Source organism: Nocardia jiangxiensis NBRC 101359, from assembly GCF_000308615.1.
GTDB classification, from domain to species: Bacteria; Actinomycetota; Actinomycetes; order Mycobacteriales; family Mycobacteriaceae; genus Nocardia; species Nocardia jiangxiensis.
Genome location: NZ_BAGB01000026.1, coordinates 55,963 through 82,447, shown reverse-complemented (window position 1 = coordinate 82,447; position 26,485 = coordinate 55,963). Strand labels below are relative to the sequence as shown.

The 26,485-nt window shown below is 68.7% G+C and carries 21 protein-coding genes; 8 read left to right on the top strand and 13 right to left on the bottom strand.

The features are described from left to right. Window positions 1-288: 288 nt before the first annotated feature. The 3 genes from ON40_RS08370 (at window position 289) to ON40_RS08360 (ending at window position 4,419) form a co-directional block, all read left to right on the top strand. Window positions 289-2,388 (top strand): RecQ family ATP-dependent DNA helicase, encoded by a 2,100-nt coding sequence (locus ON40_RS08370; RefSeq protein WP_040820401.1) that lies wholly within the window; start codon window positions 289-291, stop codon window positions 2,386-2,388. 79 nt (window positions 2,389-2,467) lie between these two features. Further along, complete coding sequence (ligD, locus tag ON40_RS08365) at window positions 2,468-3,448, top strand: non-homologous end-joining DNA ligase (RefSeq protein WP_040820400.1); 981 nt, start codon at window positions 2,468-2,470, stop codon at window positions 3,446-3,448. Between the two features lie 41 nt (window positions 3,449-3,489). Beyond that, window positions 3,490-4,419 (top strand): D-isomer specific 2-hydroxyacid dehydrogenase family protein, encoded by a 930-nt coding sequence (locus ON40_RS08360; protein ID WP_040820297.1) that lies wholly within the window; start codon window positions 3,490-3,492, stop codon window positions 4,417-4,419. An 11-nt stretch (window positions 4,420-4,430) separates the two neighbouring features. Here the strand turns inward: ON40_RS08360 and ON40_RS08355 are convergent, their stop codons facing one another. Together ON40_RS08355 and ON40_RS08350 are read right to left on the bottom strand one after the other, a co-directional pair. After that, window positions 4,431-4,937, bottom strand: a complete 507-nt coding sequence (locus tag ON40_RS08355) for a pyridoxamine 5'-phosphate oxidase family protein (protein WP_218008755.1) — start codon at window positions 4,935-4,937, stop codon at window positions 4,431-4,433. A gap of 146 nt (window positions 4,938-5,083) precedes the next feature. Continuing rightward, window positions 5,084-5,578 (bottom strand): hypothetical protein, encoded by a 495-nt coding sequence (locus ON40_RS08350; protein WP_063712964.1) that lies wholly within the window; start codon window positions 5,576-5,578, stop codon window positions 5,084-5,086. Between the two features lie 365 nt (window positions 5,579-5,943). On the opposite strand from ON40_RS08350, the gene ON40_RS08345 reads away from it, so the two are divergent. From ON40_RS08345 to ON40_RS53150, 3 genes are all read left to right on the top strand, one after another. Continuing rightward, window positions 5,944-6,648, top strand: a complete 705-nt coding sequence (locus tag ON40_RS08345) for an ESX secretion-associated protein EspG (protein ID WP_040820394.1) — start codon at window positions 5,944-5,946, stop codon at window positions 6,646-6,648. An 84-nt stretch (window positions 6,649-6,732) separates the two neighbouring features. After that, window positions 6,733-7,107 (top strand): hypothetical protein, encoded by a 375-nt coding sequence (locus ON40_RS08340; protein ID WP_040820295.1) that lies wholly within the window; start codon window positions 6,733-6,735, stop codon window positions 7,105-7,107. Between the two features lie 51 nt (window positions 7,108-7,158). Further along, window positions 7,159-8,160, top strand: a complete 1,002-nt coding sequence (locus ON40_RS53150) for a hypothetical protein (protein ID WP_051192834.1) — start codon at window positions 7,159-7,161, stop codon at window positions 8,158-8,160. Window positions 8,161-8,509: 349 nt separating this feature from the next. Here the strand turns inward: ON40_RS53150 and proB are convergent, their stop codons facing one another. From proB to ON40_RS08290, 9 genes are all read right to left on the bottom strand, one after another. Further along, complete coding sequence (proB, locus tag ON40_RS08330; RefSeq protein ID WP_040820388.1) at window positions 8,510-9,610, bottom strand: glutamate 5-kinase; 1,101 nt, start codon at window positions 9,608-9,610, stop codon at window positions 8,510-8,512. A 206-nt stretch (window positions 9,611-9,816) separates the two neighbouring features. After that, window positions 9,817-11,277: a GTPase ObgE gene (obgE, locus tag ON40_RS08325; protein ID WP_040820385.1), complete on the bottom strand. Its 1,461-nt coding sequence runs from the start codon at window positions 11,275-11,277 to the stop codon at window positions 9,817-9,819. A gap of 645 nt (window positions 11,278-11,922) precedes the next feature. After that, window positions 11,923-12,189, bottom strand: a complete 267-nt coding sequence (rpmA, locus tag ON40_RS08320; RefSeq protein WP_040820292.1) for a 50S ribosomal protein L27 — start codon at window positions 12,187-12,189, stop codon at window positions 11,923-11,925. An 82-nt stretch (window positions 12,190-12,271) separates the two neighbouring features. Beyond that, window positions 12,272-12,583 carry a 50S ribosomal protein L21 gene (gene rplU / locus ON40_RS08315; protein ID WP_040820290.1) on the bottom strand — a complete coding sequence of 104 codons (312 nt, stop codon included), beginning with the start codon at window positions 12,581-12,583 and terminating at the stop codon, window positions 12,272-12,274. Window positions 12,584-12,924: 341 nt separating this feature from the next. Next, window positions 12,925-16,485, bottom strand: a complete 3,561-nt coding sequence (locus ON40_RS08310) for a translation initiation factor IF-2 N-terminal domain-containing protein (protein WP_083895491.1) — start codon at window positions 16,483-16,485, stop codon at window positions 12,925-12,927. A 588-nt stretch (window positions 16,486-17,073) separates the two neighbouring features. Next, a complete protein-coding gene (gene ndk, locus ON40_RS08305; protein ID WP_040820287.1) occupies window positions 17,074-17,490 on the bottom strand; it encodes a nucleoside-diphosphate kinase in 417 nt (138 codons plus the stop codon). A gap of 304 nt (window positions 17,491-17,794) precedes the next feature. After that, the gene (locus tag ON40_RS08300; RefSeq protein ID WP_040820286.1) at window positions 17,795-18,184 is read right to left on the bottom strand and encodes a DUF4233 domain-containing protein; all 390 of its coding nucleotides are present in this window, start codon (window positions 18,182-18,184) and stop codon (window positions 17,795-17,797) included. Further along, on the bottom strand, window positions 18,181-19,554 hold the full coding sequence (gene folC, locus ON40_RS08295; RefSeq protein WP_051192842.1) for a bifunctional tetrahydrofolate synthase/dihydrofolate synthase: 1,374 nt from the start codon (window positions 19,552-19,554) through the stop codon (window positions 18,181-18,183). Before folC ends, ON40_RS08300 begins: the two co-directional genes overlap by 4 nt. A 74-nt stretch (window positions 19,555-19,628) precedes the next feature. Further along, window positions 19,629-22,331, bottom strand: a complete 2,703-nt coding sequence (locus ON40_RS08290; protein ID WP_040820283.1) for a valine--tRNA ligase — start codon at window positions 22,329-22,331, stop codon at window positions 19,629-19,631. A gap of 440 nt (window positions 22,332-22,771) precedes the next feature. Between ON40_RS08290 and ON40_RS08285 the strand changes: the two genes are divergently transcribed. Continuing rightward, window positions 22,772-23,143, top strand: coding sequence for a hypothetical protein (locus ON40_RS08285; RefSeq protein ID WP_157186231.1), 372 nt, complete (start codon window positions 22,772-22,774; stop codon window positions 23,141-23,143). A 10-nt stretch (window positions 23,144-23,153) separates the two neighbouring features. On the opposite strand, the gene ON40_RS08280 is transcribed toward ON40_RS08285, so the two are convergent. Together ON40_RS08280 and ON40_RS08275 are read right to left on the bottom strand one after the other, a co-directional pair. Beyond that, window positions 23,154-24,137 carry a diacylglycerol kinase family protein gene (locus ON40_RS08280; protein WP_306305378.1) on the bottom strand — a complete coding sequence of 328 codons (984 nt, stop codon included), beginning with the start codon at window positions 24,135-24,137 and terminating at the stop codon, window positions 23,154-23,156. Next, on the bottom strand, window positions 24,134-25,711 hold the full coding sequence (locus ON40_RS08275; protein ID WP_083895496.1) for an FAD-binding oxidoreductase: 1,578 nt from the start codon (window positions 25,709-25,711) through the stop codon (window positions 24,134-24,136). Before ON40_RS08275 ends, ON40_RS08280 begins: the two co-directional genes overlap by 4 nt. 152 nt (window positions 25,712-25,863) lie before the next feature. Between ON40_RS08275 and ON40_RS08270 the strand changes: the two genes are divergently transcribed. Further along, the gene (locus ON40_RS08270) at window positions 25,864-26,484 is read left to right on the top strand and encodes a TetR/AcrR family transcriptional regulator (RefSeq protein ID WP_040820274.1); all 621 of its coding nucleotides are present in this window, start codon (window positions 25,864-25,866) and stop codon (window positions 26,482-26,484) included. Window position 26,485 lies beyond the last annotated feature (1 nt).

Below are 26,485 nucleotides of genomic sequence, written 5' to 3'. Positions count from 1 at the left end.
GGTCACAGCCGCACCCGCTGGCATCATTCGCATACTTCGCAGCCCGGCCGAAACCGTGCGGATTCGGACACAAGGTGCGGCCGGTCAGCACCCGACTCGGCACCATGCGAAGTCTTGGACGGTGTACAGACGACCAGTTCGCGCGATCCCGCCGCCGACGCAACCGATCGCCGACCCGCACCCTTTACCGACGCCCGCACTCGAAGCAAGTTGGCCGAACGGGTGCACGCGCCGGCATCGGGTGCGTGCGCTGCCGCGCGGTGGAGTGTGTCGGTGGGCTCGGGCACCATGGTCGGCGTGACTACAACCGACCTGCGTGAATCCGCCGAGGCACTGCTGCGTGACCTGGCCGGGCCACAGGCTCGCCTGCGAGAGGACCAGTGGACCGCCATCGATGCGCTGGTCCGGGAGCGCCGGCGGGCCCTGGTCGTACAGCGCACCGGCTGGGGAAAGTCGGCGGTGTACTTCATCGCCGCCAAACTCCTGCGCGCGGCGGGCCGCGGGCCGACGGTGATCGTCTCGCCGCTGCTCGCGCTGATGCGCAACCAGGTCGCGTCGGCTCGCCGGGCGGGTGTCGTCGCCGCGACGATCAATTCCGGCAATATGACCGAGTGGGACGATATCCACGCGCAGGTCGCAGCCGGCGCGGTCGATGTCCTGCTGGTCAGCCCAGAACGCCTGAACAACCCCGACTTTCGCGATGCGGTCCTGCCCGAACTGGCCGCCGACGCCGGACTGGTCGTGATCGACGAGGCCCACTGCGTCTCGGACTGGGGTCACGATTTCCGGCCCGACTACCGCCGGATCCGCACCCTGGTCGCCGACCTCGGCGACGATGTCCCGGTCCTGGCCACCACGGCCACGGCGAACGACCGCGTGGTCACCGATGTGGCCGGTCAGATCGGTACCGACACACTGGTTCTGCGCGGCACCCTGGACCGCGAATCACTACACATGTCCGTCGTCCACATCGAGGACGCGACCGTACGCACCGCATGGCTCAGCAGATATCTGCACGAGCTCCCCGGCTCGGGCATCATCTACACCCTCACCGTGGCCGCGGCCCACGACCTCGCGGACGTCCTCGGCTCGCACGGCCACCGGGTCGGCGCGTACACCGGCCGGACCGATCCGGCCGAGCGGGAGGTGCTCGAACAGGCCCTGCTCGACAACGAGGTGAAGGCACTGGTGGCGACCTCGGCCCTGGGCATGGGCTTCGACAAGCCGGATCTGGGGTTCGTCGTGCACATCGGTGCGCCGTCCTCACCGATCGCCTACTACCAGCAGGTGGGTCGCGCGGGCCGCGGCACCGCACGCGCGGAGGTGGTGCTGCTCCCCGGTCCGGAGGACAAGCGGATCTGGAGTTACTTCGCCTCCGTCGCCTTCCCGCGCGAACATATCGTCCGTGCCGTCCTGGACGCGCTGGATTCCGAGCGCCCGCTGTCCACCTCCGCACTCGAACCGCTGGTCGAGCTCAATCGCTCCCGGCTCGAGATGGTGCTCAAGGTCCTCGATGTCGACGGGGCGGTGCGCCGGGTCCGAGGCGGCTGGCTCGCCACCGGCCAACCGTGGACCTACGACACCGAACGCTACGAGCGCCTGTCCCGAGCACGCGAAGCCGAGCAGCAGGCGATGATCGACTACCAGTCGAGCACCGAATGCCGCATGAGTTTCCTGCGCCGTCAGCTCGACGATCCGGCGCTGTCGGGAGCTGTCGCCGATGCACTCGACTGCGGACGTTGCGACAACTGCACCGGCACCCGTCCCGATACGACGGTCGACACCGCGGATCTGGCCGCCATCCGCACCCGCCTGGACCGGCCCGGTATCGATCTGTCCCCACGCAAGCAGTGGCCGACCGGTATGGCGAAACTCGGAATTTCGCTGTCCGGCAAGATCACCGACGGTCCGGCAACCGGCCGGATACTGGGCCGACTCAGCGATCTGGGCTGGGGCCAACGCCTGCGCCCCCTGCTCGACGGCCCCGATGCACCGGTCCCCGATCACATCGTCGACGCCTGCATCGCCGTCCTGCGCGACTGGGGTTGGGAGCAACGCCCCACCTCCGTCCTGGCCATGGAATCGCCCACCCACCCGAAACTCACCGCCGACCTGGCCGCCCGCCTGGCCCACATCGGCCGCCTGCGTGACCTGGGCACCCTGCACATCCGCCCCGGCCGCCCGCCGGTCTCCGCCGCCAACTCGGCCCACCGCGTAGCGGCCCTGCACGATTCCTGGGAGATCCCGCCCCTCGACGACCTCGACGGCCCAGTCCTGCTCGTCGACGCCCTAACCGAGACGGGCTGGACCCTCACCCTGGCCGCCCACACCCTGCGTGCCGCGGGAGCCCCGGCCGTGCTCCCCTTCGCCTTGGCCACCCCCACCTGACACCCCGGCTGCCCATCGAGCACGGCGAGTGGGCATGTTCACGTGCGGTGAGCGTGATCGACTCGCTATCGTCGGTCGGGTGGCCAGTAAGTCTGCCTCGCCGGCGGTGGAGTTGCCGGTCGGTGAGCATACGGTGCGGGTGTCCAACCCTGATCGGGTCTACTTCCCCGAGATCGGGGCCACCAAGCTGGATCTGGTGCAGTACTACCTCGGGGTGGGCGACGGGATCGTGAATGCGCTGCGGGATCGGCCCTGCATGTTGCATCGGTTTCCGAAGGGATTGCCCGGCGGGAAGGTGCATCAGAAGCGGCTGCCCGCCGGGGCGCCGGACTGGATTTCCACTGTGCGCGTGTACTTTCCACGTTACGGGCGGCATGCCGACGAGCTGTGTGTCCGTGAGCTCGCGGACATCGTGTGGGCCGTGCAGATGTCCACCGTGGAGTTCCACCCCTGGAACTCGCGCCGGTTCGACACCGAGAGCCCCGACGAGTGGCGGATCGATCTGGATCCGATGCCCGACTGCCCGTGGTCACGGGTACAGCGGGTGGCCGGGGTGGTGCACGAGGTGCTGGATGAGATCGGTGCCGTCGGCTGGCCGAAGACCTCCGGGGGTAAAGGGCTGCACGTGTACGTCCGGATCGCGCCGGAATGGGGTTTCGCCGACGTGCGCAGGGCCGCACTGGCGTTCGCCCGCGAGGTGGAACGCCGCGCACCCGACGACGTGACCACCACCTGGTGGCGCAAGGACCGCGATCCCGCACTGCTGTTCGTCGACTACAACCAGAACGCCCGCGATCACACCATCGCCGCCGCCTACTCGGTGCGCGGCGTCCCGGAGGCGACCGTCTCCACCCCGGTGCGCTGGAACGAGATCCCGGATATCGAACCCCGCGACTTCACCATCGCCACCGTGCCCGCCCGCTACGCCGAACTGGGCGATCTGCACGCAGGCATCGACGACGCGGTCTTCCGGATCGATCAGCTGCTGGAATGGGCCGATCGCGAACCCGTCGACCTGGACGCGGACACCGCCGACGCCGAATCGGACGCACCCGGCTAACGTCGGATCCGACCGGCCCCGGACATCGCACAGGAGACCTCATGACGGCGACCCCCATCGCGCTCGGACCGACCCGCACTCCGCTGCTGGAAGGCGCGATCACCGGGGCCGGGGGCGCACTGGCCGACCTGGACGCCGCACGGGCCCTGATCTGGGACGGCGGTCCGGAGGGATTCCCGGAACATCTGCCCGAGAACATCGAATGGGTGCAACTGTTCTCCGCGGGCGTCGAGGAATGGTTCGACACGCCGATCTTCGACCGGCACCCGAACGTCCTGTTCACCTCCGCGGCAGGCGCTTTCGCCAGGACCGTGGCCGAACACACGCTGATGCTGCTGCTCGCGGGTGTGCGCGCACTGCCCGAACACCTCGCGGCCCGCGCCTGGCGCCGACAGGAACTCGGCCGGAGCATCGGCACCCTGCGCAACGCCACGGTGGCCGTCGTCGGCGCCGGAGGCATCGGTCGCGAACTGATTACCCTGCTCGCCCCGCTCGGTTCCCGGGTGATCGCGGTGAACCGTTCGGGCACCCCGATCGATCTGCCCGGTGTGGTGGAAACCCTTCCCGCACAGCGGCTCCCGGAGGTCTGGTCACGCACCGACCACGTGGTGATCGCCGCACCGGCAACCCCCGGCACCCGGCATCTGCTCGGCAAGGCCGAACTCGCCCAGCTCAAACCCGATTCGTGGGTGATCAACATCGCCCGCGGCAGCCTCGTGGACACCGACGCGCTGGTCGAGGCGCTGCGTGCGGGCACGATCGGCGGCGCCGGGCTGGACGTGACCGACCCCGAACCGCTACCCGAGGGCCATCCGCTGTGGGATCTGCCCAATGCCCTGATCACACCGCACGATTCGAATCCGCCGCAACTGCGCACCGTCGCCTTCGCCGGACATGTCGCGGAGAATGTGAGCCGTTTCACCCATGGCCGCGAGCTGATCGCCCGTATCGACGTCGCGGCAGGGTACTGATCGGACCGTTACTACTCGGCGTCCTCCGGATCGACGAATTCGAGTCCGGTGACCATATCGGGCAGGATGCGCACGAGGTGTTCCCGCGGCCCCGGCAGCCACGGCTGCAGCAGCCCGCGACAACGCTCGATCTCGTCCGGATCCTGCACCGGTTCGGCGGAACCGGTCACGATCACGCACCACCCGCGGCGGGTGTTCTCGTCGATGACGTCCGCCTCGTACGCGACCATCTGCCGCTCGGCCGACAGCGCCGCGGCGCGATTGGCGTGCACCACGATCGTGTCACCGTCGACGATGTGATTGACCGGGCGAATGATGGGTAATGCGTAGCGCGCGAACACGATCCGCCCGTATCGCACCAGCCCCAGTCGTCGCAGTGACTCGGCGGAGGTCAGATCGCGCGATGCCTGCGGTGCGAGGGCATCCATATCGGCGATCATTCCCGCACCGTGCCCACCGCCCGGGGGCATGCCGGATCCACCCGACTGCCCGGGGTATTCCTCGGCTCGGTTGTCCATTTGCGCTATCTGCCCCGCTGATCATGAACCTGTTGTTCCGGGTCACCACAAGATTCCCGCAATCGGCAACGATCAAACCCATCCCAGGCCACGCGCACGGAAACGGTGGGCGAACAGCACTGCCTTTCCTCGGCCCTGCCACTGCCTCACTGTCCGGCAGCGCGGGGCGGCTGGATCTGTTCAGGAGGCGGGACCGGCGTCGTCCGGCGAACCATCTCGGCCCACTCGTCCGCCAGGGCGGCCAGCAGGGACCACGCGGTATGGATGCGTTCGTCGCCGATGTCCTCACCGCCGCGCAGCAGTGCGACCGCGCGCACCTGAGCCGCGGCCATCGCGTCCACGACCGCGCCGAGCGATTGCGGAGCCGGGCGCCGGGTGTGTGTGACCACGGCGATCCAGTCGTCGATGTGGGCGACGATTTCGGCACGGCGACAATCGATCCCGGCGGTGCGCAGCGGCGATTCACGACGGGTCAGGTGGAGTTCGGCGAGTGCGCGGGCCCAGCTCGTGACCGGGTGGGCGTCGGGTTCCTCGCCGATGTGCCCGCAGAAAGCCGCGAGCAATTCGTGCCAATCCGGCAGGCGGGCAGCGGAATCGCCGCCCTGCCACGGTGCCGGATCGTCGGGTTGCGGTACGTACATGACGTGTACCTCCAGGACCGCGGCGAGCCGGTCCGGCGGCCTGCGCGCCCCGCAGGCAGTACCTCGCCCACCTTCACTACGTACACACCCGGCGCCACAAACGCGGGAACCGGACCGCGAGCCCGGTGTGGTAAGGGCGGACCACACCGGATCCGGTTGCGCCGCAATCTGCGAAGGGGACATCTCCTTGCGGCGCCGGGTGCACTTCCAGCATGCACTTTTCCGGCGGCCCTCCCACTGCCCTTTCCATGGCCTTCCGGTGACTGTCGAATCGCGGAATCGGTGACGCCGTCTGGCCGCCCCCGCAGCGCCCCGTTACGCTTGTTCGGGTTCGGGGGATGGAACGGTGAAGGGTGAGTCTGGGCGTGAGTTGGTCTTTCACACCGGATGAGTTCGCACACATCTGGCGAGAGACCGACCTGGACCGGTACCCCTTCCCGATCCGGATTCTGGAGACCCCGCGCACCGAGCAGGAGGCGGCCACACTGCGTCGCACGCTGGCCGAGCGCATGCCGTTGGGGTTGGATCCGGATCTGTCCGCATGCCTGCGCATTCTCGCCCGGCCGCATACCCGGGTGGTCGCCATCGGCGGCGCACACGATCCGGGTTCGCAGATCCGGGCGCTGGGAGCCGCGGTCTACGATCACGCCGTACTGGCCGTGCAGGACACCGGCTCATCGCCGGATTTCGGTGGGCAGGTGCATATTTCGATCGGCCACAGCGGCAAACTGGGCGCGCGCATCGCCGCACTGCTGCCCGAGGCTCCCGCCGGGCACGAACCGGCCCGCTCGGCGACCGCGGCCGCGGTGCGCGACGAGGAGACCGTGATCGCCGGTGACCGGCTGGCCGCGCGCATCCGCCGGCTCCTGCTCAAACCGCACAGCGCCGAGGGGCAGATCCGGATCGAACCGCGGCTGGACCGGCCCACCCCGCCCCCGCCGGTCTACTACACCTGGATCGACGTCGCCGGTGACGGCCGCTATCTGATCCGCGCCGGCGAACAGGTGCACCTGACCCCTGCCTCGAGCCAGCAGATCGGCGCCCACCTGCAGAAACGTATTCCACGATGATGCCGTCGAAGCCGTCATCGCCTCACCGCGGTCGTACCCTGCGGTTACGCTTGGCACGACCGACCGATCCTCGAGGGGTGCGCATTGACTATCGATACCAGTCAGGCCGAAATCGCCCGGTTCATGCAGGCGGCGCGCAGCGGCACGGTCCGTTTCGATCCGGACGCGGCTCGGCGGTGCGCGGAACAGTACGAGGAGCAGGCCGAGGGGCTCATCGCCCTGCAGCAGCAGCTGGAGTCGGTGTCGCAGCTGCACGGTTTCGGTGGATTCTTCTCCGCGGAGCAGTTGCAGGCCGGGTTCTCCCGCAAGGCGCGCGACGCGGCAGCACAGCTGGATCGGTACATCTCCGCCTCCTATCGAATGAAGGAAGCCTTCCTGATCAGCGCCGGACTGTACGAGGAGGCCGATATCGCGCACGCGGCCGCTCTGCGCACGCTGTCGTCGAGGCAGCCGTGGTGAGCGAGTTCGAGCGCGGTCGCTGGTCGGTTCGGGTGCGGACAGGGGTGTGTCATGAGTGAGCGCGTCCTGGGTTCCGCGCAGTTCGGCCCGCAGCCGCGGCCCGCCGATCCCGAATACATCAGCGCGATGGAACATTTCGAGTCCGTACCGCACGAGCGGATCTACGCGGGCACCCAGCAGATCGATGCCGGGGAAATCGCGCGGGCGTCACTCGTATGGCTGAACGGCGCCGCCACGATCGGAACGGCGATGCCGATCACCCGGTCCACGACGGACGGAGTGATGAATTCGGCCGGTTGGGAGGGCGCCGCGGCCGACGCCGCCTATGCCAGCACGCGCAGCTTCGCCGAATCGCTCGACGATCTGGCCGAGGTCATGGCCGAGGTCGGCGCGCGATTGGGTGCGGTAGCCGCCGCGGCCGAGGCGGTGAAACTGGCCGTCGTCCCACCCGGCGCATCCGGACCGATCGGCGCGGTCGCCCGCGCCCTCGAAGCTGCGCACGTCATCGATGCCCAGCTGGCGCAGGAGACGCTGCGTCAGGAGGCCGTGCTGGCGATGAACATGATCTACAAACCGGCGTATTCGGGTGCGGGAACCGGAATTCCGGCACTGCCCGATCCTCCCGCACTGCCCGGAGACACCTCGCCGAATGCTTCCGGCACGAATCACACTGCACCACAATCACTCCCACCCCAACAGCAACACCCTGCGACGCCACAGCAACCGGAAACGTCGCAAACTCCCACTCCCCCAGCAACTCCCACGCCGCCGACCGAATCCACGCCCTCGCCGACTCCCCCCGAGTCCACCCAACCCCCCTCGACAGCTCCGACCCCGGCGCCCCAATCACCAAGCCCTTCAGCCGCTCCCGCACCCCCAGCTTCACCCGCACCGGCACCCCCAGCACCGGCACCCCCGGCTTCGCCCGCTCCTGCGCCCCCAGCAGACCCGCGACTCAGCGACCCCGGCGGCCAACCCGGCATCACCGGCCCCATCCCGCACAACACCACCCCCACCACCCCGGACCAACCCGGCATCTCTCCGGACCACTGACCCCACGGATTCGCCGACCGCAGCCGGGAAGTCCAGCGACCCGCGGGTTGCCGAACAGTCTGCCGCTACCTCAGCTCGAGGCTTCGGGATCCTGCGCCAGGACGTTCCAGCCGCGATGATGATCACCGACGCGGGTCATCTGCGTCGAATCAACTCGATCTCGCCTGGCGAATCGTCGCATGCGGCTCACAAGCTCACGAATATGCCGCAACCGCGCTACGACAAAAAGCGCGCGTTCTGCGAGCTTTCGAGTCGCCACACAGACGGAAAGACTTGCCGTGGTGGACAATTCATCGCCCGGTCGGCATCGGCCACAGCGCGTGACCGACGCCGGGCCGACTGACGAGGGTCAGACCTTGACCAGGTCGTCGGCGTGGATGACGGGGCGTTGCATGCCATCCGGGAGTTCGCTGGTGGAGCGGCCGACCATGGTCTCCAGTTCGGAGCTGTCGTATTCGACGACGCCGCGGGCGACGAGGGCGCCGTCCGGAGCGATGAGATCGATCACGTCGCCGCCGGAGAAGCGGCCGCGGACGCCGGTGATTCCCGCAGCCAGCAGAGAGCGGCGGCACTTGGCGACCGCGCGCACGGCGCCGGCGTCCAGCAGCACCGAACCGCGGCTGTCCGCGGCGTGCCGAACCCAGAACTTCCTGGCGGACAGGCGAATCGGCCGGGCGGCGAAGGCGGTGCCGACCGTGGCCGAGGTCAGCGCGGCAGCGGCGTCGGAGGCGGCGGCCAGCAGCACCGGGACCCCGGCGTCGGCGGCCAGGCGTGCCGCGGACAGTTTCGAGGCCATTCCGCCCGTGCCCAGCGCACCACCACTTCCGGCGATCACGCCGTCCAGATCGGCACTGCTGCGTACCTCCGGGATGAACGTCGCACCGCCCCTGCGCGGATCGCCGTCGTAGAGGCCGTCCACATCCGAGAGCAGCACCAGCGCATCGGCGCCGACCAGGTGCGCGACCAGGGCGGCCAGTCGATCGTTGTCACCGAAGCGGATCTCGTCGGTGGCGATGGTGTCGTTCTCGTTGACCACCGCGATCGCGTGCAGCGACCGCAGCCGGTCCAGCGTGCGCTGTGCATTGCGATGGTGTTCGCGCCGCGAGAAATCACCGGCGGTCAGCAACACCTGCCCGACCGTGCGGCCGTAACGCTGGAACGAGGTGCCCCAGGCATGCGCCAAGGCCAGCTGACCGACGCTCGCCGCGGCCTGTTTGGTCGCGAGATCCTTCGGCCGCGAGGTCAATCCGAGCGGCGCGATACCCGCGCCGATGGCGCCCGAGGACACCACGACCACGTCGGATCCGGCACGCATTCGGGCCTCCACCGCATCGGCCAGCCGATCCAGCCGCCCGGTGTCGAGCCCGCCCTCGAGGCTGGTCAGCGCCGAGGATCCGATCTTCACCACCACACTGCGCGCCGACGCGATCACCTGCCGCGTCTCACTCAGTGCATGATCCGAATCCGCCTGCGTCATACCGGAACTCATCAAACCTCACCTGAACCGATCAACACCACAACATTTTTCGGACTGCTGTGTCCGAACACCGACCGCACCCGGCACACCACGCCGCGTGAGCAGCGGCGGCCGGGCCACCGACCGCGCGCCACTCCGTACGGAAAGCGGAGTGGCGGAAGCGGTTCGGCGGACAGCGGTCATTCGGTGATCTCGTCCTCGGAGACCAGACCACGACGGACCCGGGACGCGTGCTTGCGCTCGGCCGCGGAGATGCGGTCGGACTGGTCGAGGCGCGGATCGGTGCCGCGACCGGTCATCACCATGTCCACACCCGCGGAAACCTGCGGCTCCCACTCGAAGGTGACATCGCCGATGGTGACAGGCGCACCCGGCTCGGCGCCGAGCTTCTCGAGCTTCTCCTCGACCCCGAGACGAGCCAGCCGGTCCGCCAGATAGCCGACGGCCTCGTCGTTGTCGAACTGCGTCTGACGCACCCAACGCTCGGGACGTTCACCGCGCACGATGAAACCACCCTCGATTTCGCCATCGCGCTCGACACTGAAACCGCTCTCTCCCGCGGCGACCGGACGAATCACCTGCCGCGGCGGGGCCGCCTTCGGATGCGCCGCACGATACTCGAGCACCATCTCCGCGAGCGCGAAAGTCAACGGCCGCAACCCTTCCCGACTCACCGTCGAGATCGTGTAGACCGGCCAGCCGCGCTCGGAGAATTCGGCGCCCACCATCTCGGCCAGTTCGGCGGCGTCGGGGATATCGGCCTTGTTGAGGATCACCACGCGCGGGCGGTCGGCCAGATCCCCGAGTTCGGCATCGGCCTTCAACGCGGGCTTGTAGGCGGCCAACTCCGCCTCCAGCGCGTCCACATCGGACACCGGATCGCGGCCGGGCTCGAGCGTCGCACAGTCCACCACATGAGCCAGGACCGCACAGCGTTCGAGATGGCGCAGGAATTCCAGACCCAGGCCGCGCCCCTCGCTCGCCCCTGGAATCAGGCCGGGCACATCGGCGACGGTGAACGTGGTGTCACCACTGGACACCACGCCGAGATTGGGCACCAGCGTCGTGAACGGATAGTCCGCCACCTTCGGCTTCGCCGCCGAGAGCACCGAGACCAGCGAGGATTTACCGGCCGACGGGAAACCGACCAGGCCCACATCGGCGACCGACTTCAGCTCCAGAACGACATCGCGTTCCTCACCGTCCTCGCCCAGCAGCGCGAATCCGGGCGCCTTGCGCGCCTTGGACGCCAGCGCCGCATTGCCGAGTCCGCCGCGACCACCACGGGCGGCGACATAGGTGGTGCCGACGCCGACCAGGTCGGCGAGCACCTCACCGTCGGAACCGATCACCACCGTCCCGTCAGGAACCTGCAACAGCAGATCCGCACCCTGTTTGCCGTCACGGTTACCACCCTCGCCGGGTTTGCCGTTACCGCCCTTGGCATGCGGATGGAAGTGGAAGTCCAGCAGGGTGTGCACATTCGGGTCGACCTCGAGGACCACATTCCCGCCGTGCCCCCCGTTCCCACCGTCGGGGCCGCCCAGCGGCTTGTACTTCTCCCGGTGCACCGAAGCACACCCGTGCCCGCCCTTACCCGCGCGGACATGCAGCACGACGCGGTCGATGAACTTCGACATGCTGTTGATCATCCTCCTGTGTCTTCGGCCTCCGCTTCGCTCCGGCGGGGCCGCGGCCGCCAAGGGCCGATTCTTCCCTCCCTCCGCTCCCCCGCTTCGCTCCTCCGCTCCGGTCAGTCCAGAATCGACCCGGGCCGCGGCCTTTCGAGTCGGCGTTGTTCGAGGCGGGTGGAACTTGGTACTCCAGCGTGTAGCGACACTCTGAAGGTGATTCTTCCCTACTGTGTCTTCGGCCTCCGCTTTGCTCCGGCGGGGCCGCGGTTCCCAGAGGCCGGTTCTTCCCCGCTTCGCTCCTCCGCTCCGGTCAGTCCGGAATCAATCTGGGTCGTGGCCTCGGAGCCGGCGCTATTCGAAGTGGGCGGAGCCAGGTGACCTGCGGTTGCGTTGCCTGGAACGGATGCGCCGAAACCGTGAGTCGCTGGGCTCCATCGGGGTCGCGCCGTTGCTGTCGGCGCTCTTCGGGTGGGTCAGCCGGGTGGCTGAGGTTGGTGTTCGGTGACCAGCAACTCCATCGTGACTGCGGTCAGGTGTGGTTCAGCCGCGGTCTGGCGTGATGTTCGGCGCGGCTGTCCCGGACGCACGAAGCGGGCCAGGGTTACTCACCCTGACCCGCTTCGAAGAATGTGTGGAAGGCTCCGGTGCGGCTCAGGCCTGCACCGGCTCCGGAACCACGATGTTCACGGTCTTGCGGCCACGCTTGGTGCCGAACTCGACCGCGCCCGCCGCGAGGGCGAACAGCGTGTCGTCGCCGCCACGGCCGACGTTCACGCCGGGGTGGAAGTGGGTTCCGCGCTGACGCACCAGGATCTCACCGGCCTGAACGGCCTGGCCGCCGAAGCGCTTCACGCCGAGCCGCTGGGCGTTGGAATCACGACCGTTACGGGAGCTGGACGCACCCTTCTTATGTGCCATTGCTGGTTACTCCTCGTAGCCCGGGATGGTTGGTCCCGGGAATCCTGACGGACGTGTGCGGGGTGGAGTCCCCGCAGGCCGCTTACTTGATGCCGGTGACCTTCAGGACCGTCAGCTTCTGACGGTGGCCCTGACGCTTGTGGTAGCCGGTCTTGTTCTTGAACTTGTGGATGCGGATCTTCGGACCCTTGGTCTGGTCGACGATCTCGGCGGAAACCGAGACCTTGGCCAGCTTGTCCGCATCGGTGGTCAGCTCAGCGCCATCGACGACGAGCACCGGGGAAAGCGACACCGCGCTACCCGTCTCGCCCTCGATCTTCTCGACCTTCACCAGGTCACCGACCGCGACCTTGTACTGCTTTCCGCCGGTCTTGACGATCGCGTACGTTGCCATCGGTCGGCTGCCCTCTTCTCTACTAGTGCTCGGCACTCTGCTCACACGGCTGCTTGTCCGGCTGATGCCGGAAAACCGCCGCACGACTGGTCTGGTATTCACCGCCGCCTCAGCGCCTGTGGCTCTCGTCGGAACCGGGCCACGGGCCAGCGCACAAGGCAGTGCTGACGCCGAGCAGCGACTGACCAAGGCTACAGGACGCGCACCCCAGCAACCAAACCAGGGCTACGTCGGTCGTCCACTCGGACAAGGCAGGACGCGGGGTCCGGGCGTTCGTGCGCCCGGACCCCGCGTCCCCGATCAGCTTGCCTGTGACCGACCGCTCAGCCTGTCACCTCGGCTCAGTCGCCCTGTTCCGGGGCTCCCGCGGCGCGTCCGGAGCTGCGTCGGCGGGGACGGCTGCGCGGCACCACGACCGGCGTGAAATCCGTCACCGAGGTCGCCGGACCGTCCGACTGCTCGGAGCTGGACAGTACGAATACCGCCGCAGCGCTGTCGGTGCTGAGCGCGGCCGAGGAGCGAGCCACCCGGCGACGCCCCTTGCGGGCGGAATCCGACGGAGAGCTGTCGGCTGCCGCCTCGGCGGCGACGTCGCCGCGGTCTGCGGCCTCCTCGGCGGCCGCTGTGGCCACAGCGGATTCGGAGGTCCGCGCCGACCGGCTCGCGTCCTCGGCGGAATTCGCGCCTGCCGACACGGCCTCGGGCTCGGTGTCGGCCGCCGTCGCATCGGTCTGAACCGAAGCAGCCACAGCCACCCGATCCTCGTCCGATCCGACGGCCTCCGGCTCGACCGCCGCAGCGGACTCGGCCTGCGCCGACTCGTCCGGACGACCCGACTCCTCGGCATGCGCCGACTCGCTCGCCCGCTCCCGCGCAGCCTCACGACCGGACCGCGAACGGCGTCGACGCGACGGCCGCTCGGTGGTCTCCTCCGACGCGACCGCGGCCTTCTCCGGCTCGGCGGACGAATCCACCGTCGCCACGTCCACCCGCGCCTCGCCATCCTCGCCGTGGTGCGCGGCCATCGCCAGCGCCACCGGATGCGCGCGCTTGGCGGCGGCATCCTCCTCGGCATGCGCGTCGACGGGGGCCGCAGCCGCGGCGGGCGCGGGCGTACCGGACTTGTCCTTGTCCTTGCGACGACGACGGCCCTCGCGACGACCGACGCCCTCCTCCGCGGGTGCGGAGTCGACCGGATAGTCGTGCACGACGATGCCGCGGCCATGGCAGTGCTCGCAGGTGGTGGAGAACGCCTCGACCAAACCGGTGCCCAGCTTCTTGCGGGTCATCTGGACCAGGCCCAGCGAGGTCACCTCGGACACCTGGTGGCGGGTCCGGTCGCGGCCCAGCGCCTCGGTCAGCCGACGCAGCACCAGGTCACGGTTGGATTCGAGCACCATGTCGATGAAGTCGACGACGATCATGCCGCCGATGTCCCGCAGGCGCATCTGCCGCACGATCTCCTCGGCCGCCTCGAGGTTGTTGCGGGTGACCGTCTCCTCGAGGTTGCTGCCGCCCGCGCCGGTGAACTTGCCGGTGTTGACGTCGATGACGGTCATCGCCTCGGTGCGGTCGATGACCAGGGTGCCGCCCGAGGGCAGCCACACCTTGCGATCCAGGGCCTTGGACAGCTGCTCATCGATGCGGAAGCTGCCGAACACGTCGACGTTGTCGTTGTCGTAGCGCTCCACCCGCGCCAGCAGATCCGGTGCGACGGTGCGGATGTAGTTCTCGACGGTCTTCCAGGAGCGCTCGCCCTCGATGACGAGTTTGGAGAAGTCCTCGTTGAACAGGTCACGGATGACCTTGACCAGCAGGTCCGGCTCCTCGTACAGCGTCTTGGGCGCACCCGAACCGCCCTTGGACTGCTCCTCGATGGTCTTCCAGGTCGCCTGCAGCCGCTCGACGTCGCGAGCCAGTTCGGCCTCGGCCACGCCCTCGGACGCGGTCCGGATGATCACACCGGCGTCCTGCGGGACGATATCGCGCAGGATCTCCTTCAGGCGCTTGCGCTCGGTATCGGGCAGTTTGCGGCTGATCCCGGTCGACGTCCCGCCCGGCACGTACACCAGGAAACGTCCGGCCAGGCTGATCTGCGTGGTCAGTCGAGCACCCTTGTGGCCGACCGGATCCTTGCTGACCTGCACCAGCACGGTGTCGCCGGGTTTGAGCGCCTGTTCGATCTTGCGCTCCTTACCGCCGAGCCCGGCGGCCTCCCAGTTCACCTCACCGGCGTAGAGCACACCGTTGCGGCCTCGGCCGATGTCGACGAACGCCGCTTCCATACTGGGCAGCACGTTCTGCACCTTGCCCAGATACACGTTGCCGACCATGGACGCCGACCCCGTGCTGGTCACGAAGTGCTCGACCAGGATGTTGTCCTCGAGCACCGCGACCTGGGTGACCGCGTTCGGGTGGTCGACGAAAGCCTTCTCGCGCACCACCATCACCCGGTCCACCGACTCGCGGCGGGCCAGGAACTCCGATTCGGTCAGGATCGGCGGACGGCGACGTCCGGCCTCACGACCGTCCCGACGACGCTGACGCTTGGCCTCGAGCCGCGTCGAACCGCTGATGCCCTGCACCTCGTCCACGGACGCGGCGGCGACCCGGCGCTTGTTGCGCGGTTCGCGCTCGTGCACGACGGTGTTCGGCGGATCGTCCTCCGACACCTCGTTGTCGGCATCCTCACCGGCCTTGCGGCGACGACGGCGACGGCGACGGCGGGTCGAACCCTCGGGCACCGCATCGCCGTCCTCGGCGCCGCTCTCGGCGGACTCGGATTCGGCGTTACCGGACTCCTCGGTGGAATCCTCGTTCTCCTCGGAATCCTCCGACTCGTCGGCATCGTTGTCCGCGGACTGCTCGCCGCGGCCCCGGCCACGGCCGCGACGACCCCGACGCCGACGCCGCGAACGGCCGCCGTCCTCGGAGTCCTCCCGGGACTGGTCGTCCTCCCAGTCGCCCGACTCGGTCTCGGTCTCGGGCTCGGTGGTTTCGGTGGTGCCGGTGTCCTCGGCGGTCGTGCGGTCGGTGGCGGATTCGGTCCGGGCCGCCTCCTGCTGGGCGGCAGCCTCCTCGGCCGCGGCCTGCTCCTCGGCGGCCTTGGCCTGACGAGCGGCGCGACGCTGCCGCCGGGCCTCCTCCGCAGCCGCCGCATCGGGCGGCAGGAACAGCGGTGCGGCGACCATCGCGGGCGGCTCGAAGGCCACCGATTCCGGGGTCTGCGGCTGGTGCGCCTGGAAGGGGCTGGTGAACAGCGATTGCCGCTGCGGCGGCGCGGCCGGGGCAGCGGGTTCGGGCTGTGGCGTCTGGGCGACGGATGCCGCCTGCGAGGTGGTCACCTCGGCGGCGGTGTTCTCGGTCGTCGAGGCGGGCGCACTCGCTACTGCCTCGGGCGTAGGTGTCGCCGTCTCGGAGGTGCCTGTCGCCGGCTCGGGCGCATTCACCGACTGCTCGGATCCACCCGGCGCCGTCTCCGCGACATTCGTCACAGCGGTGGCCGCTGCCACCGGCTCGACGGCCGCCGGTTCGGCACCCGGGACGTCCGGAGTGACGGTCGCCACCGGCGCGGGCGCGGCTTCCTGCTGTGGCTCGGAAGCCTGTTGTGCTTGTGGTTCGGCAGGCGCGGGGGTTTGCTCCGGCGCCTGCTCGGCGGGGACGAAGGCTTCACGCACCGACTCGGCGACCGTGCGATCCAGGCTCGACTGCGCGCTGCGGGCCTCGGCCCCCAACTCGGTCAGATGGGCCAGAATGCGTTTGCTGGTGGTTCCCAGCAGCTTCGCCAGCGCGTGTACCCGGATACGTTCCGGCAACTGCGCCGCCTCCCCTACCCCTGGCGCCTGCTGCGGCGCGTGTCCATTCGTATCGTGCGACGTTTCCTGCGGCTCTTGATCGGCCACGAAATCTCCTCGGACCCCCGGGCGCGTCCCACTCGACCGAGAGTGACGCGGCCAACGCGGGGGCGCTGTCCGTTCGCCTCACGCCCCGTGGACGCAAGGCCAAGTGGTCTCCGCCCCGCGTGACCCGTTGTCACCTTGTCGGTCGTCGTTCGGGTAACCGGTCACGCGGCGCCTGGCTGTTGGCTCCAACACCGAGTCCGAGCGCTCATCCAGCGTGCGGCCGGACAGCCGAGTCTTGGTAACCGTCCGGGGCAGCGATGATCGGCGTCGAGCCGCGGTGCCATTCGGTCGCACCCGCACCGGCCTCGTCGGCCGATCTCGAGCACTTCCACTGCCAGTATCCCACACGCTCCAGATGAAATGGCTTCCGTGTCCAATTGCCTGTGCTTCGCTCCGGCGTGTTCACGACCCCCGGGAGCGCCGCCCTCCGGGCACGGACCCACACCGTATCGGCCCCGGCCCTGGGCGCACGGGAACCCACCGAGGCGGCAACGCCGCTCCTCGTACGGGGTTCGTGCGGGAAACGAAGTGGATTCGGAACTCGGGGCAGACCGGGACTCGACCCGATCCAGCGGAAAAATCCGGCGACTACTGGGCGAACTCCGGGAACCAGAGCGCGATCTCACGCTTGGCCGACTCGGGCGCATCCGAACCGTGGACGAGGTTGTACTGGGTCTCGAGGGCGTAGTCGCCGCGGATGCTGCCGGGCACGGCCTTCTCGACCGGATCGGTGCCACCGGCGATCTGCCGGAATGCGGAGATGGCGCGCGGCCCCTCGAGGACGGCGGCCACGACCGGACCCGAGGTGATGAACTCGATCAGCGAACCGTAGAACGGCCGCTCGGCATGCTCGGCGTAGTGTGCCGCGGCAAGCTCCTGCGATACCTGCTTGAACTCCAGCGCGGCGATCTTCAGGCCCTTGCGCTCGATGCGGGTGATGATCTCACCGACCAGGCCACGGGCAACGCCATCCGGCTTGATGAGTATCAACGTCTGCTCAGTCACTGTGTCATTATCGCCTCCGCTCCGCTCCGGCGGTTCGCGGGCTCTGTTTTCGGCCTCCGCTCCGCTCCGGCGGGTTCACGGCCCCGAAGGCTCGCTCCGTGCGGATTGCGCTGAGAGCGCATCTAGATCGATGCGTTGTTCGATGTGGTCCGGGCGGGCCGATCGAGCGGCGCTGCGGATCGGACACGTTCGCCGGCCGACCGACGCGCCTGCAAAGACTGGCCGTGCGAGTTGCGTTGGCGGCGGGCGTATTTCGATGTGTATCCGGTGTATTTGCGCTGGCCGGGGCGATTCCGACGGGGTGTCAGGTGCGCTGGCTGGGGAGCAGGCCGCGGTCCATTCGCTTCTTGACATCGGAGCGCAGGACCAGGATGAACGCCCAGACCGCGACGAACACCACGCCGATGATGCCGATCGACAGGTGGACGAACGTGCCGAGCAGGAGCAGCACCTGCATCGCGATGTTGAACTGCATCGCCCAGGAACGCCGCTGCAGTCCGGCGCCGAGGAACATCAGGACGGCCAGGCCGACCAGATAGGTGATCGACCACCAGCTCAACCCACCGCCGACCGAGGCGACCACCGGCAGCGCCAGCAGTACGGTGATGGCCTCGAGGACCAGCGCGCCGGCCATCACACCGCGGAACCCCTTCCACGGATCGGTCGCCGGGGGCGGCACCGGATTCTCACTCATGCGGGATCCTTTCCGAACAGCGAACGCGCGGCCCCCGCGGTGACGACCGATCCGGTGATGACGATCCCCGCACCGGAGACCGGCTCGCCGGACTCGCCCGCCTCCTCCGCGATGGCGATGGCGGTCTCCACCGCATCGGCGAGCGTCGCCGCGGTGACCACCCGCTCGTCCCCGAACCGCTGCACCGCGATATCGGCCAGATCGTCGACCGGCAGGGCGCGAGGTGAACCGTTCGTGGTGACCACGACCTCGTCCAGCACCGGTTCGAGCACGGACAGAATTCCCGCGGCGTCCTTGTCGCCGAGCACCGCGACCACACCGACCAGTTTACGGAAGTCGAACTCGTCGGTCAGGGTCGCCGCGAGGGCCTGCGCGCCGTGCGGGTTGTGCGCGGCGTCCAGGAAGATCGTGGGCGCGTTGCGCATGCGCTCCATCCGTCCCGGACTGATCGCGTTCGCGAATCCGGCGCGCACGGCGTCGATGTCCAGCTGCCGATCCGCGCCCGCACCGAAGAACGCCTCCACCGCGGCCAGCGCGACCACGGCATTGTGCGCCTGATGCTCGCCGTGCAGCGGCAGGAAGATCTCGTCGTACACCCCGCCCAGGCCCTGCAGCTCGAGCACCTGCCCGCCGACCGCGGTCCGGCGGGACAGCAGCCGGAATTCCGAACCCTCGCGCGCGACCGCGGCATCGGCCTGCACCGTGCGGCGCAGCAGCACGTCCATCGCCTCGGGATCCTGTTCCGCGATGATGGCCACGGTGTCGCGCGGGGCCAGCGGATCCTCGGGAGCCTTCTTGATGATTCCGGCCTTCTCCCCGGCGATCGAGGTCAGATCCGGACCCAGATAGTCCATGTGATCCAGGCCGATCGGCGTGATCACCGCGACCTGGCCGTCCACCACGTTGGTGGCGTCCCAGGTGCCGCCCATCCCGGTCTCGACCACCGCGACGTCGATCGGCGCCTCGGCGAACGCCGCATAGGACATCGCCACCAGCACCTCGAACTTGCTCAGCTTCGGCCCGCCCGCGGCCTCGGACTGCTGATCGATCATCTCGATGTACGGCTGGATCTCCCGGTAGATCTCGACATATTTCGCCGGGCTGATCGGCTCGTTGTCGATGGCGATGCGCTCGGTGGCCAGTTGCAGGTGCGGACTGGTGATCCGGCCGGTGCGGCGGTGCAGCGCGGTCAGCAGCGCATCGATCATGCGGGTGACCGAGGTCTTGCCGTTCGTCCCGGCCACCTGGATGGCCGGGTACGCACCCTGCGGGGAGCCGAGCAGATCGAGCAGCGTGACGATCCGGGTCAGCGACGGTTCGAGTTTGGTCTCACCCCAGCGCTTGTCGAGTTCGGCCTCGACCAGCGCCATCTCCGCCAGATCCACCGGGGACGGCCCGGAGTGCAGCCGCTCGGACGACCCCCGCTGGAATTCCGGCTCGGAGTTCACTTGGTCGCCGCCAGACGTGCGATCTCCTCCAGCCGCGCGCCGATGCGGGCGACCTCGGATTCGGCGACCTCCCGGCGGGTGCGGATCTTGGCGACCACCTCGTCGGGGGCCTTGGCCAGGAACGCCTCGTTGCCGAGTTTGGCCGTGGTGCTGGTCAGATCCTTCTGCGCCGCACCGAGATCCTTCTCCAGACGACGACGTTCGGCGTCCAGATCAACCGTGCCGGAGGTGTCGAGTTCGACGGTGACCGTCGCCCCGGACAGCCGCACCTGCACCGAGGCGGTCGCGCTGAAATCGTCACCGGGCTCGGTGAGCCGGGCCAGATTCGCGATCTGGACCGACAGCCCGGTCAGCTCGGCGTCCTCGATGCCGATCAGTGCGGCGGCCACCTTCTGCTTGTCGGTCAGGCCCTGATCACTGCGGAAACGGCGGATCTCGGTGATCAGGCGCTGCGCGTCGGCGATCCGGGACGCGGCCGCCTCATCGGCGGCGACGCCCGAGGACTGCGGCCAGGACGCGACCACGACGGACGCACCCTCCGCACCACCGGTCAGCGCCTGCCACAGCGATTCGGTGACGAACGGGATGACCGGATGCAGCAGGCGCAGTACCGAATCCAGCACGGCGCCCAGCACCGTGCGGGTGCTCGCGGCGCGCTCGTCGGATTCGGCGAACTGAACCTTGGCCAGTTCCAGATACCAGTCGCACAGCTCGTCCCAGGCGAAGTGGTACAGCGCCTCGCAGGCCTTGCCGATCTCGTATCGGTCGAACGCCGAATCCACCTCCGCGCGAACCTGTTCCAGTCGATCCAGGATCCACCGGTCGGCATCGGTGAGGGCGGCGCGATCGGTGATCTCGCCCGGGGCCGCACCGTTCATCAGCGCGAACTTGGTGGCGTTGAACAGCTTGGTGACGAAACTGCGCGAGGCGGTCACGTGCGGCGGGCCGACGGACAGGTCACTGCCCGGCTGCGCACCACGCGCGAGGGTGAAACGCGTTGCGTCCGCGCCGTATTCGACGATCCACACCAGCGGGTCCACGCCGATGCCCTTGGACTTGGAGTACTTGCGGCCGAATTCGTCCCGAATCAGGCCGTGCAGGAACACGTCCCGGAACGGCACCTGCACCGAGTCGGCCGGTTTACCGGCGGTGATGACCGGATCGTCGGCGACGAACGTGCCGAACATCATCATCCGGGCCACCCAGAAGAACAGGATGTCGTAACCGGTGACGAGAACGCTTGTCGGATAGAACTTCTCGAGCTCCGGGGTGGCATCGGGCCAGCCCATCGTGGAGAACGGCCACAGACCCGAGGAGAACCAGGTGTCCAGCACGTCCGGATCCTGGACGTAGCCCTCCGGGGCCTGCTCGTCCGGGCCGACGCAGACGACCTCGCCCTCGGGGCCGTACCAGATCGGGATGCGGTGCCCCCACCACAGCTGACGCGAGATGCACCAGTCGTGCATGTCGTCCACCCAGTCGAACCAGCGCGGTTCCTGGCTGGCGGGGTGAATCACGGTGTCCCCGTTGCGAACCGCGTCGCCCGCGGCCTTGGCGAGGGATTCCACCTTCACCCACCACTGCATGGACAGCCGGGGTTCGATGGGCTCGCCGGAGCGTTCGGAATGCCCGACGCTGTGCACGTACGGCCGCTTCTCCGCGACGATGCGGCCCTCTTCGGACAGCCGCTCGCGGATCTTCACCCGCGCCTCGAACCGGTCCATACCGTCGAATTCGGTTCCGGTATCGGCGATCTTGCCGGTCTTGTCCATGATGGTCGGCATCGGCAGGTTGTGCCGCATGCCGAGCTCGAAGTCGTTCGGATCGTGTGCCGGGGTGATCTTCACTGCGCCGGAACCGAATTCGGGGTCGACGTAGTCGTCGGCGACGACCGGGATCTGCCGTCCGGTGATCGGGTGGTAGATCGTCGTGCCGATCAGGCTCGCGTACCGCGCGTCCTCGGGATGCACCGCGACGGCGGTGTCGCCGAGCATGGTCTCCACCCGGGTGGTCGCCACGATGATGTGCGGCTCGTCGTCATTCAGTGAGCCGTAACGCAGGGAGACCAGCTCACCCTCGACGTCCTCGTATTTGACCTCGACATCCGAGATCGCGGTCTCCAGGACGGGCGACCAGTTCACCAGGCGCTCGGCGCGGTAGATCAGGCCCGCATCGAACAGGCGCTTGAAGATGGTCTGCACCGCGCGGGACAGGCCCTCGTCCATGGTGAAGCGGTCCCGCGCCCAGTCCACGCCGACGCCTAGGCGGCGCATCTGGCCCTGGATCGCACCGCCGGACTCGCGCTTCCAATCCCAGACCTTGTCGACGAACAGTTCGCGGCCGAAGTCCTCCTTGGTCTTGCCGTCCCGCGAGAGCTGCTTCTCCACCACGGACTGGGTGGCGATGCCGGCGTGGTCCATACCCGGCAGCCACAGCACCTCGTAGCCCTGCATGCGCTTGCGGCGGGTGAGCAGATCCATGATGGTGTGGTCGAAGGCGTGGCCCATGTGCAGATTGCCGGTGACGTTGGGCGGCGGCAGCACGATCGAGTAGGGCGCCTTCGGACTCTTCGCGTCGGCGGCGAAGTAACCAGCGGCTACCCAGCCCTCGTACAGGTCCGACTCCACATCGCCGGGATTCCAGCTCTTGGGGAGGGCATCGGCACGATTTCGTGAGTTCTCAGGGGCTGTGCTGGTCACCGTGTGATTCTAAGGAGTTGGGTCCAGGCCCGGACGACGGCCCCGGCAGAGTAGTACCGCATCGGCTCGCAGGCAGCTCCGCAGCGATCACGCCCGCGTGCCGAACGGGGGTATGGATACCCGAGAGGGCGGGGGTTTCGGCGGATGAGGGACACCGAAAACCCCGCCCACAGACTCAGGTTACCGCCGATTCGCGCCGTATTCCCATTTCCATATCGAATTCTCAGGTTCGGCACCGAATCCTTTGTGTTCGTGCAGGATTGCCACTCAGGCGCACCTCAGGTATCCACGCACCCGGGCTGTGACGCGCACCGCTCGAGTTGCCGCCCGGCCCGCGATCCGGCCTACTTGGGTCGAACAGTGCAGATCTGCTTGTTCCTGCTCCGGAAATTCGCTCGCGCCGTGATCGGACCGCCGATCACTCACGAAAGAGGATTCTCATGCGTGCTCGGACTGTTGTCATGGCCACCGTGGCCACCGCGGCGGGTATCGCCGCCGGATGCGTCGGCGCCGGATCGGCCGCGGCGGTCGTCCCGTTCACCGTGCCGCGGACCGGCGGAGTCGGGGTGGAGCTGAACCACGGCGAGACGCAGACGTTCGCCAACGGTCCGATCCCCGCGCTGATCGATCAGGCCCTGCCGCCCGACGCCATCGCCGTCGGCATCGGCCGCGGTTCACAACTGCCCAGGAGCGGCGATCACGTCCGGGCCGATCTGCCCAGCATCGTCACCGAGGCCGCGGGCAGGCCCGGCGGCCGCGTCGCGCTGGTTGTGGAGCCGGGACCGGAACTGGCCGTGGTGCAGATCTGGTAGCCGAACCCGGTCAGGGAACCAGTACCGGCAGGGCGCCGGGCAGCGCACGGAAGGTCGTCGGCAGCATGCCGACCGGTTCACCGTCCGCGGTCACCGGCGCGCCCGGCGCCCGCAGTTCGACGGCGGCCGCGCGATATCGGCTCAGCGCCGGATGGTCGACGCGCTTTCCCGCGGACAGCGCGGGAAGCAGGCGCACCATGTCCCGCCGGGACATCGCACCGACCACGGTCACCTCGAGCAGCCCGTCGTCGACCATCGCGTCGGGGCAGATCAGCATGCCGCCCCCGTAGGTGCGGGTATTGCCCACCGCGACCATCACCGCCTCGGTCTCGACCACCGAGTTCACCGATTGCCCTGGTACGCCCGATAATTCGAGGCGGTAGGGTACGGCCAGCCGCCCGGCAAGTTCCCGCACGGCGGCGAAGGTGTAGCGCAGCCGTCCCCTCGGAAAGCGCATCAGATTGGCGCGCAGGGTGACCCGGGCGTCGAATCCGGTACCGGCCACGGTCGCGAATCTGATCGGTCCGGGAATGCCGAATCCGATTCCCGCCGTGCCGGATTCGGATGACCCGCCCTCGGGAGCCGCGGCATCCGCCGCGCCGAGATCGATGGCGCGCACCGTTCCGCCCAGCACGATGTCGGCCGCGGAGATCGGATCATCCTGTGGCACACCGAGTTCGCGAGCCAGATCGTTACCGGTGCCGCCGGGCACCAGGCCCAGCGGAACACCGGTCCCGGCCAACGCCTGCAAGGTGATGCAGACCAGTCCGTCACCGCCCGCGCAGACCACCACATCGGGCGCGGCGTCGCCGGTGAGCCGATCTCGAACCAGGCGAACCGATTCCGCGGCACTGATGCCGCACACCTCGGTCACCGTCACACCGCGCGCCCGCAACCGCGCCGCGGCCACGGCGCCCGCTGCCTGCCCCCTGCCGTGACCCGACAACGGATTGGTCACCATCAGGACCGAACCCACCCCGGTGGATCCGTTCACGGGATCAGCTTTCCGGGATTGAGGATTCCGGCGGGGTCGACCGTCTGCTTGACCGCGCGCAACACCTGCACGCCCAGGTCGCCGATCTCTCCGGACATCCAGGGCCGGTGGTCCCGGCCGACGGCGTGGTGGTGGGTGATGGTTCCCCCGGCGGCGGCGATGGCGTCGCCGACCGCTCGTTTGGCGGTGTGCCACTGGGTGATCGGATCGTCGAGCTGTTTGGCGATGATCGTGAAGTACAGCGAGGCGCCGGTCGGGTAGGTGTGCGAGATATGGCACATGACCAGTGGCGGGGTGCCCTGGCCGCCCAGTGAGTCGGCCAGCGCCGCAGTCACCTTCGCCTTGAGTTCGGCGAGGTTGGACCAGTTCGTCGCGGTCTCCAGGGTTTCGCAGAGAATTCCGGTGTCCAGCAGCGCATCCCGCAGGTAGGGCGCGGCGAAACGGCCGTGCTCCCACTCCCGCGCGGGATGTTCGCCCAACGCGGTCCCACCGGCCGCGGCGAGCAGCGCATGCGCCTCGGCGCTGCGTGCCTCGACATGAGCCGCTGTGCCCTCGAACGTGGTCACCGCGAGACATCCGGCCACCGGCGCGCCGCCGATATCGCCCGCGCGGGCCAGATTCAGGCCGGTCTCGGCCTCATCGGACAGTCGCAGCACGGTCGGGGCGGCCCCGGTCTGGATCACGCTGCGCAGTGCGGCCGCGCCGGTCGCGAAGTCCGGAAACGACCAGGCTTGATACGCAACGGTTTCCGGCACCGGATGCACCCGCAGGGTGACCTCGGTGATCACGCCGAGCGCGCCCTCCGAACCCGAGAACAGCTCGCGCAGATCGGGTCCCGCGGCCGAGGCCGGGGCGCGGCCGAGATCCAGTGTGCCGCGCGGAGTCGCGACCCGCAGATGCTGGATCATGTCATCGAAGCGGCCGTATCCGGCCGATGCCTGTCCGCTCGAGCGGGTCGCGGCGAAACCGCCGATACTGGCGAATTCGAAACTCTGCGGGAAATGCCCGAGGGAGAAGCCGCGCGCCGAGAGCAGCGCCTCGGCCTGCGGTCCGGTCAGTCCGGCTCCGAGCGTCGCGGTGTGGCTGACCTCGTCCAGCGACGTCATCGCGGACAGGCGCCGAAGGTCCAGGGCGACAACGGCTTCGAAGCCGTCGCGGGCGGGATCCACCCCGCCGACGACGCTCGTGCCGCCGCCGAAGGGCACCACCGCGACCCCGCGCTCGGCGCAGTAGCTCAGGACGCCCAGGACCTCGTCGTGATCCGCCGGGAAGACGACCGCATCGGGTGCGTCCTGTGGATCCGTGGAACGTCGGCGCAGCAGATCCGGGGTGCTCTTGCCACCGGCGCGCAACAAGCGGGCGCGGTGGTCGGTGCGGACGTGCTCCGGGCCGACCACCGCGGACAACCCTGTGAGCTGCGCCTGGGACAGGGCCGAGGCGCGCAATGGCACATTGCCCTCATCGCGACGCGCCATCGACTCACCGGACACTCCGAACACCTGCACCAGCAAGGTCCGGATCTTCTCCGGGAGCGGCGCATGTCCGGACGGAATGCCCCAGGCGTCCCACACCATACTCGGGCGGGATGACAACTCGCCCGGCATTGCCACAGAAGACCCGCTCTGCCGTTCATCGACCATGCGTTACAGTCTTACATAGAATGTCAAGCAGTAATCAGCCGACGCGCGGACCGTCGACGCCCGCGCCCGACCCGACAAGTGATCCGATGCAGACAATCGACGTCGCCGGCACCGGCGACGAACCGTCCGAAATCGACCTGGCGATCCTGGACGCCGCCCGCGCCTGCGTGGAGGAGTTCGGAGTCCGCCGCACCACGCTGACCGAGGTGGCCCGCCGCGCCGGTGTGAGCCGTCCCACGGTCTATCGCCGCTGGCCCGATACCGGCTCACTGCTCGCCGAACTGCTGGTGCGGGAACTGCGCAAGATCGTCGGGCGCACCATGCCCGGCAGCGGCCCGGCACGGGTCCGCCTGGTCGACGGCGTCGTGGCCGGGGCGTCGATCGTTCGCGCGAATCCGTTGTTCGCCAAGATATTCCGCACCGACACCGATCTGATGCTGACCTACGTCTTCGGCCGCCTCGGCCGCAACCAGCGTGAACTGATCCTGTTGTTCGCCGCCCTGATCCGGGAGGGCCAGCGCGACGGCTCGGTGCGTCCCGGTGATCCGGACGAACTGGCCACCATGGTTCTGCTGATGTCCCAGTCCGCGGTCCAATCCGCCGGAATGGTCGGACACATCCTGTCCGAATCCCGGCTGGACGCGGAACTCGCGCGCGCCCTCGACGGCTACCTCGTGCCCGACGACCGCCGAGATGTGGAGTGGTGAG

Bases quoted from the DNA above. Each gene is read 5' to 3' on its own strand.
- ON40_RS08370 (WP_040820401.1), top strand. From the start codon at position 289: ATGGTCGGCGTGACTACAACCGACCTGCGTGAATCCGCCGAGGCACTG.
- ON40_RS08360 (WP_040820297.1), top strand. From the start codon at position 3,490: ATGACGGCGACCCCCATCGCGCTCGGACCGACCCGCACTCCGCTGCTG.
- ON40_RS08355 (WP_218008755.1), bottom strand. From the start codon at position 4,937: ATGGACAACCGAGCCGAGGAATACCCCGGGCAGTCGGGTGGATCCGGC.
- ON40_RS08350 (WP_063712964.1), bottom strand. From the start codon at position 5,578: ATGTACGTACCGCAACCCGACGATCCGGCACCGTGGCAGGGCGGCGAT.
- ON40_RS53150 (WP_051192834.1), top strand. From the start codon at position 7,159: ATGAGTGAGCGCGTCCTGGGTTCCGCGCAGTTCGGCCCGCAGCCGCGG.
- obgE (WP_040820385.1), bottom strand. From the start codon at position 11,277: ATGTCGAAGTTCATCGACCGCGTCGTGCTGCATGTCCGCGCGGGTAAG.
- rpmA (WP_040820292.1), bottom strand. From the start codon at position 12,189: ATGGCACATAAGAAGGGTGCGTCCAGCTCCCGTAACGGTCGTGATTCC.
- rplU (WP_040820290.1), bottom strand. From the start codon at position 12,583: ATGGCAACGTACGCGATCGTCAAGACCGGCGGAAAGCAGTACAAGGTC.
- ON40_RS08300 (WP_040820286.1), bottom strand. From the start codon at position 18,184: ATGAGTGAGAATCCGGTGCCGCCCCCGGCGACCGATCCGTGGAAGGGG.
- folC (WP_051192842.1), bottom strand. From the start codon at position 19,554: ATGGCGCTGGTCGAGGCCGAACTCGACAAGCGCTGGGGTGAGACCAAA.
- ON40_RS08285 (WP_157186231.1), top strand. From the start codon at position 22,772: ATGCGTGCTCGGACTGTTGTCATGGCCACCGTGGCCACCGCGGCGGGT.
- ON40_RS08275 (WP_083895496.1), bottom strand. From the start codon at position 25,711: ATGGTGTGGGACGCCTGGGGCATTCCGTCCGGACATGCGCCGCTCCCG.
- ON40_RS08270 (WP_040820274.1), top strand. From the start codon at position 25,864: ATGCAGACAATCGACGTCGCCGGCACCGGCGACGAACCGTCCGAAATC.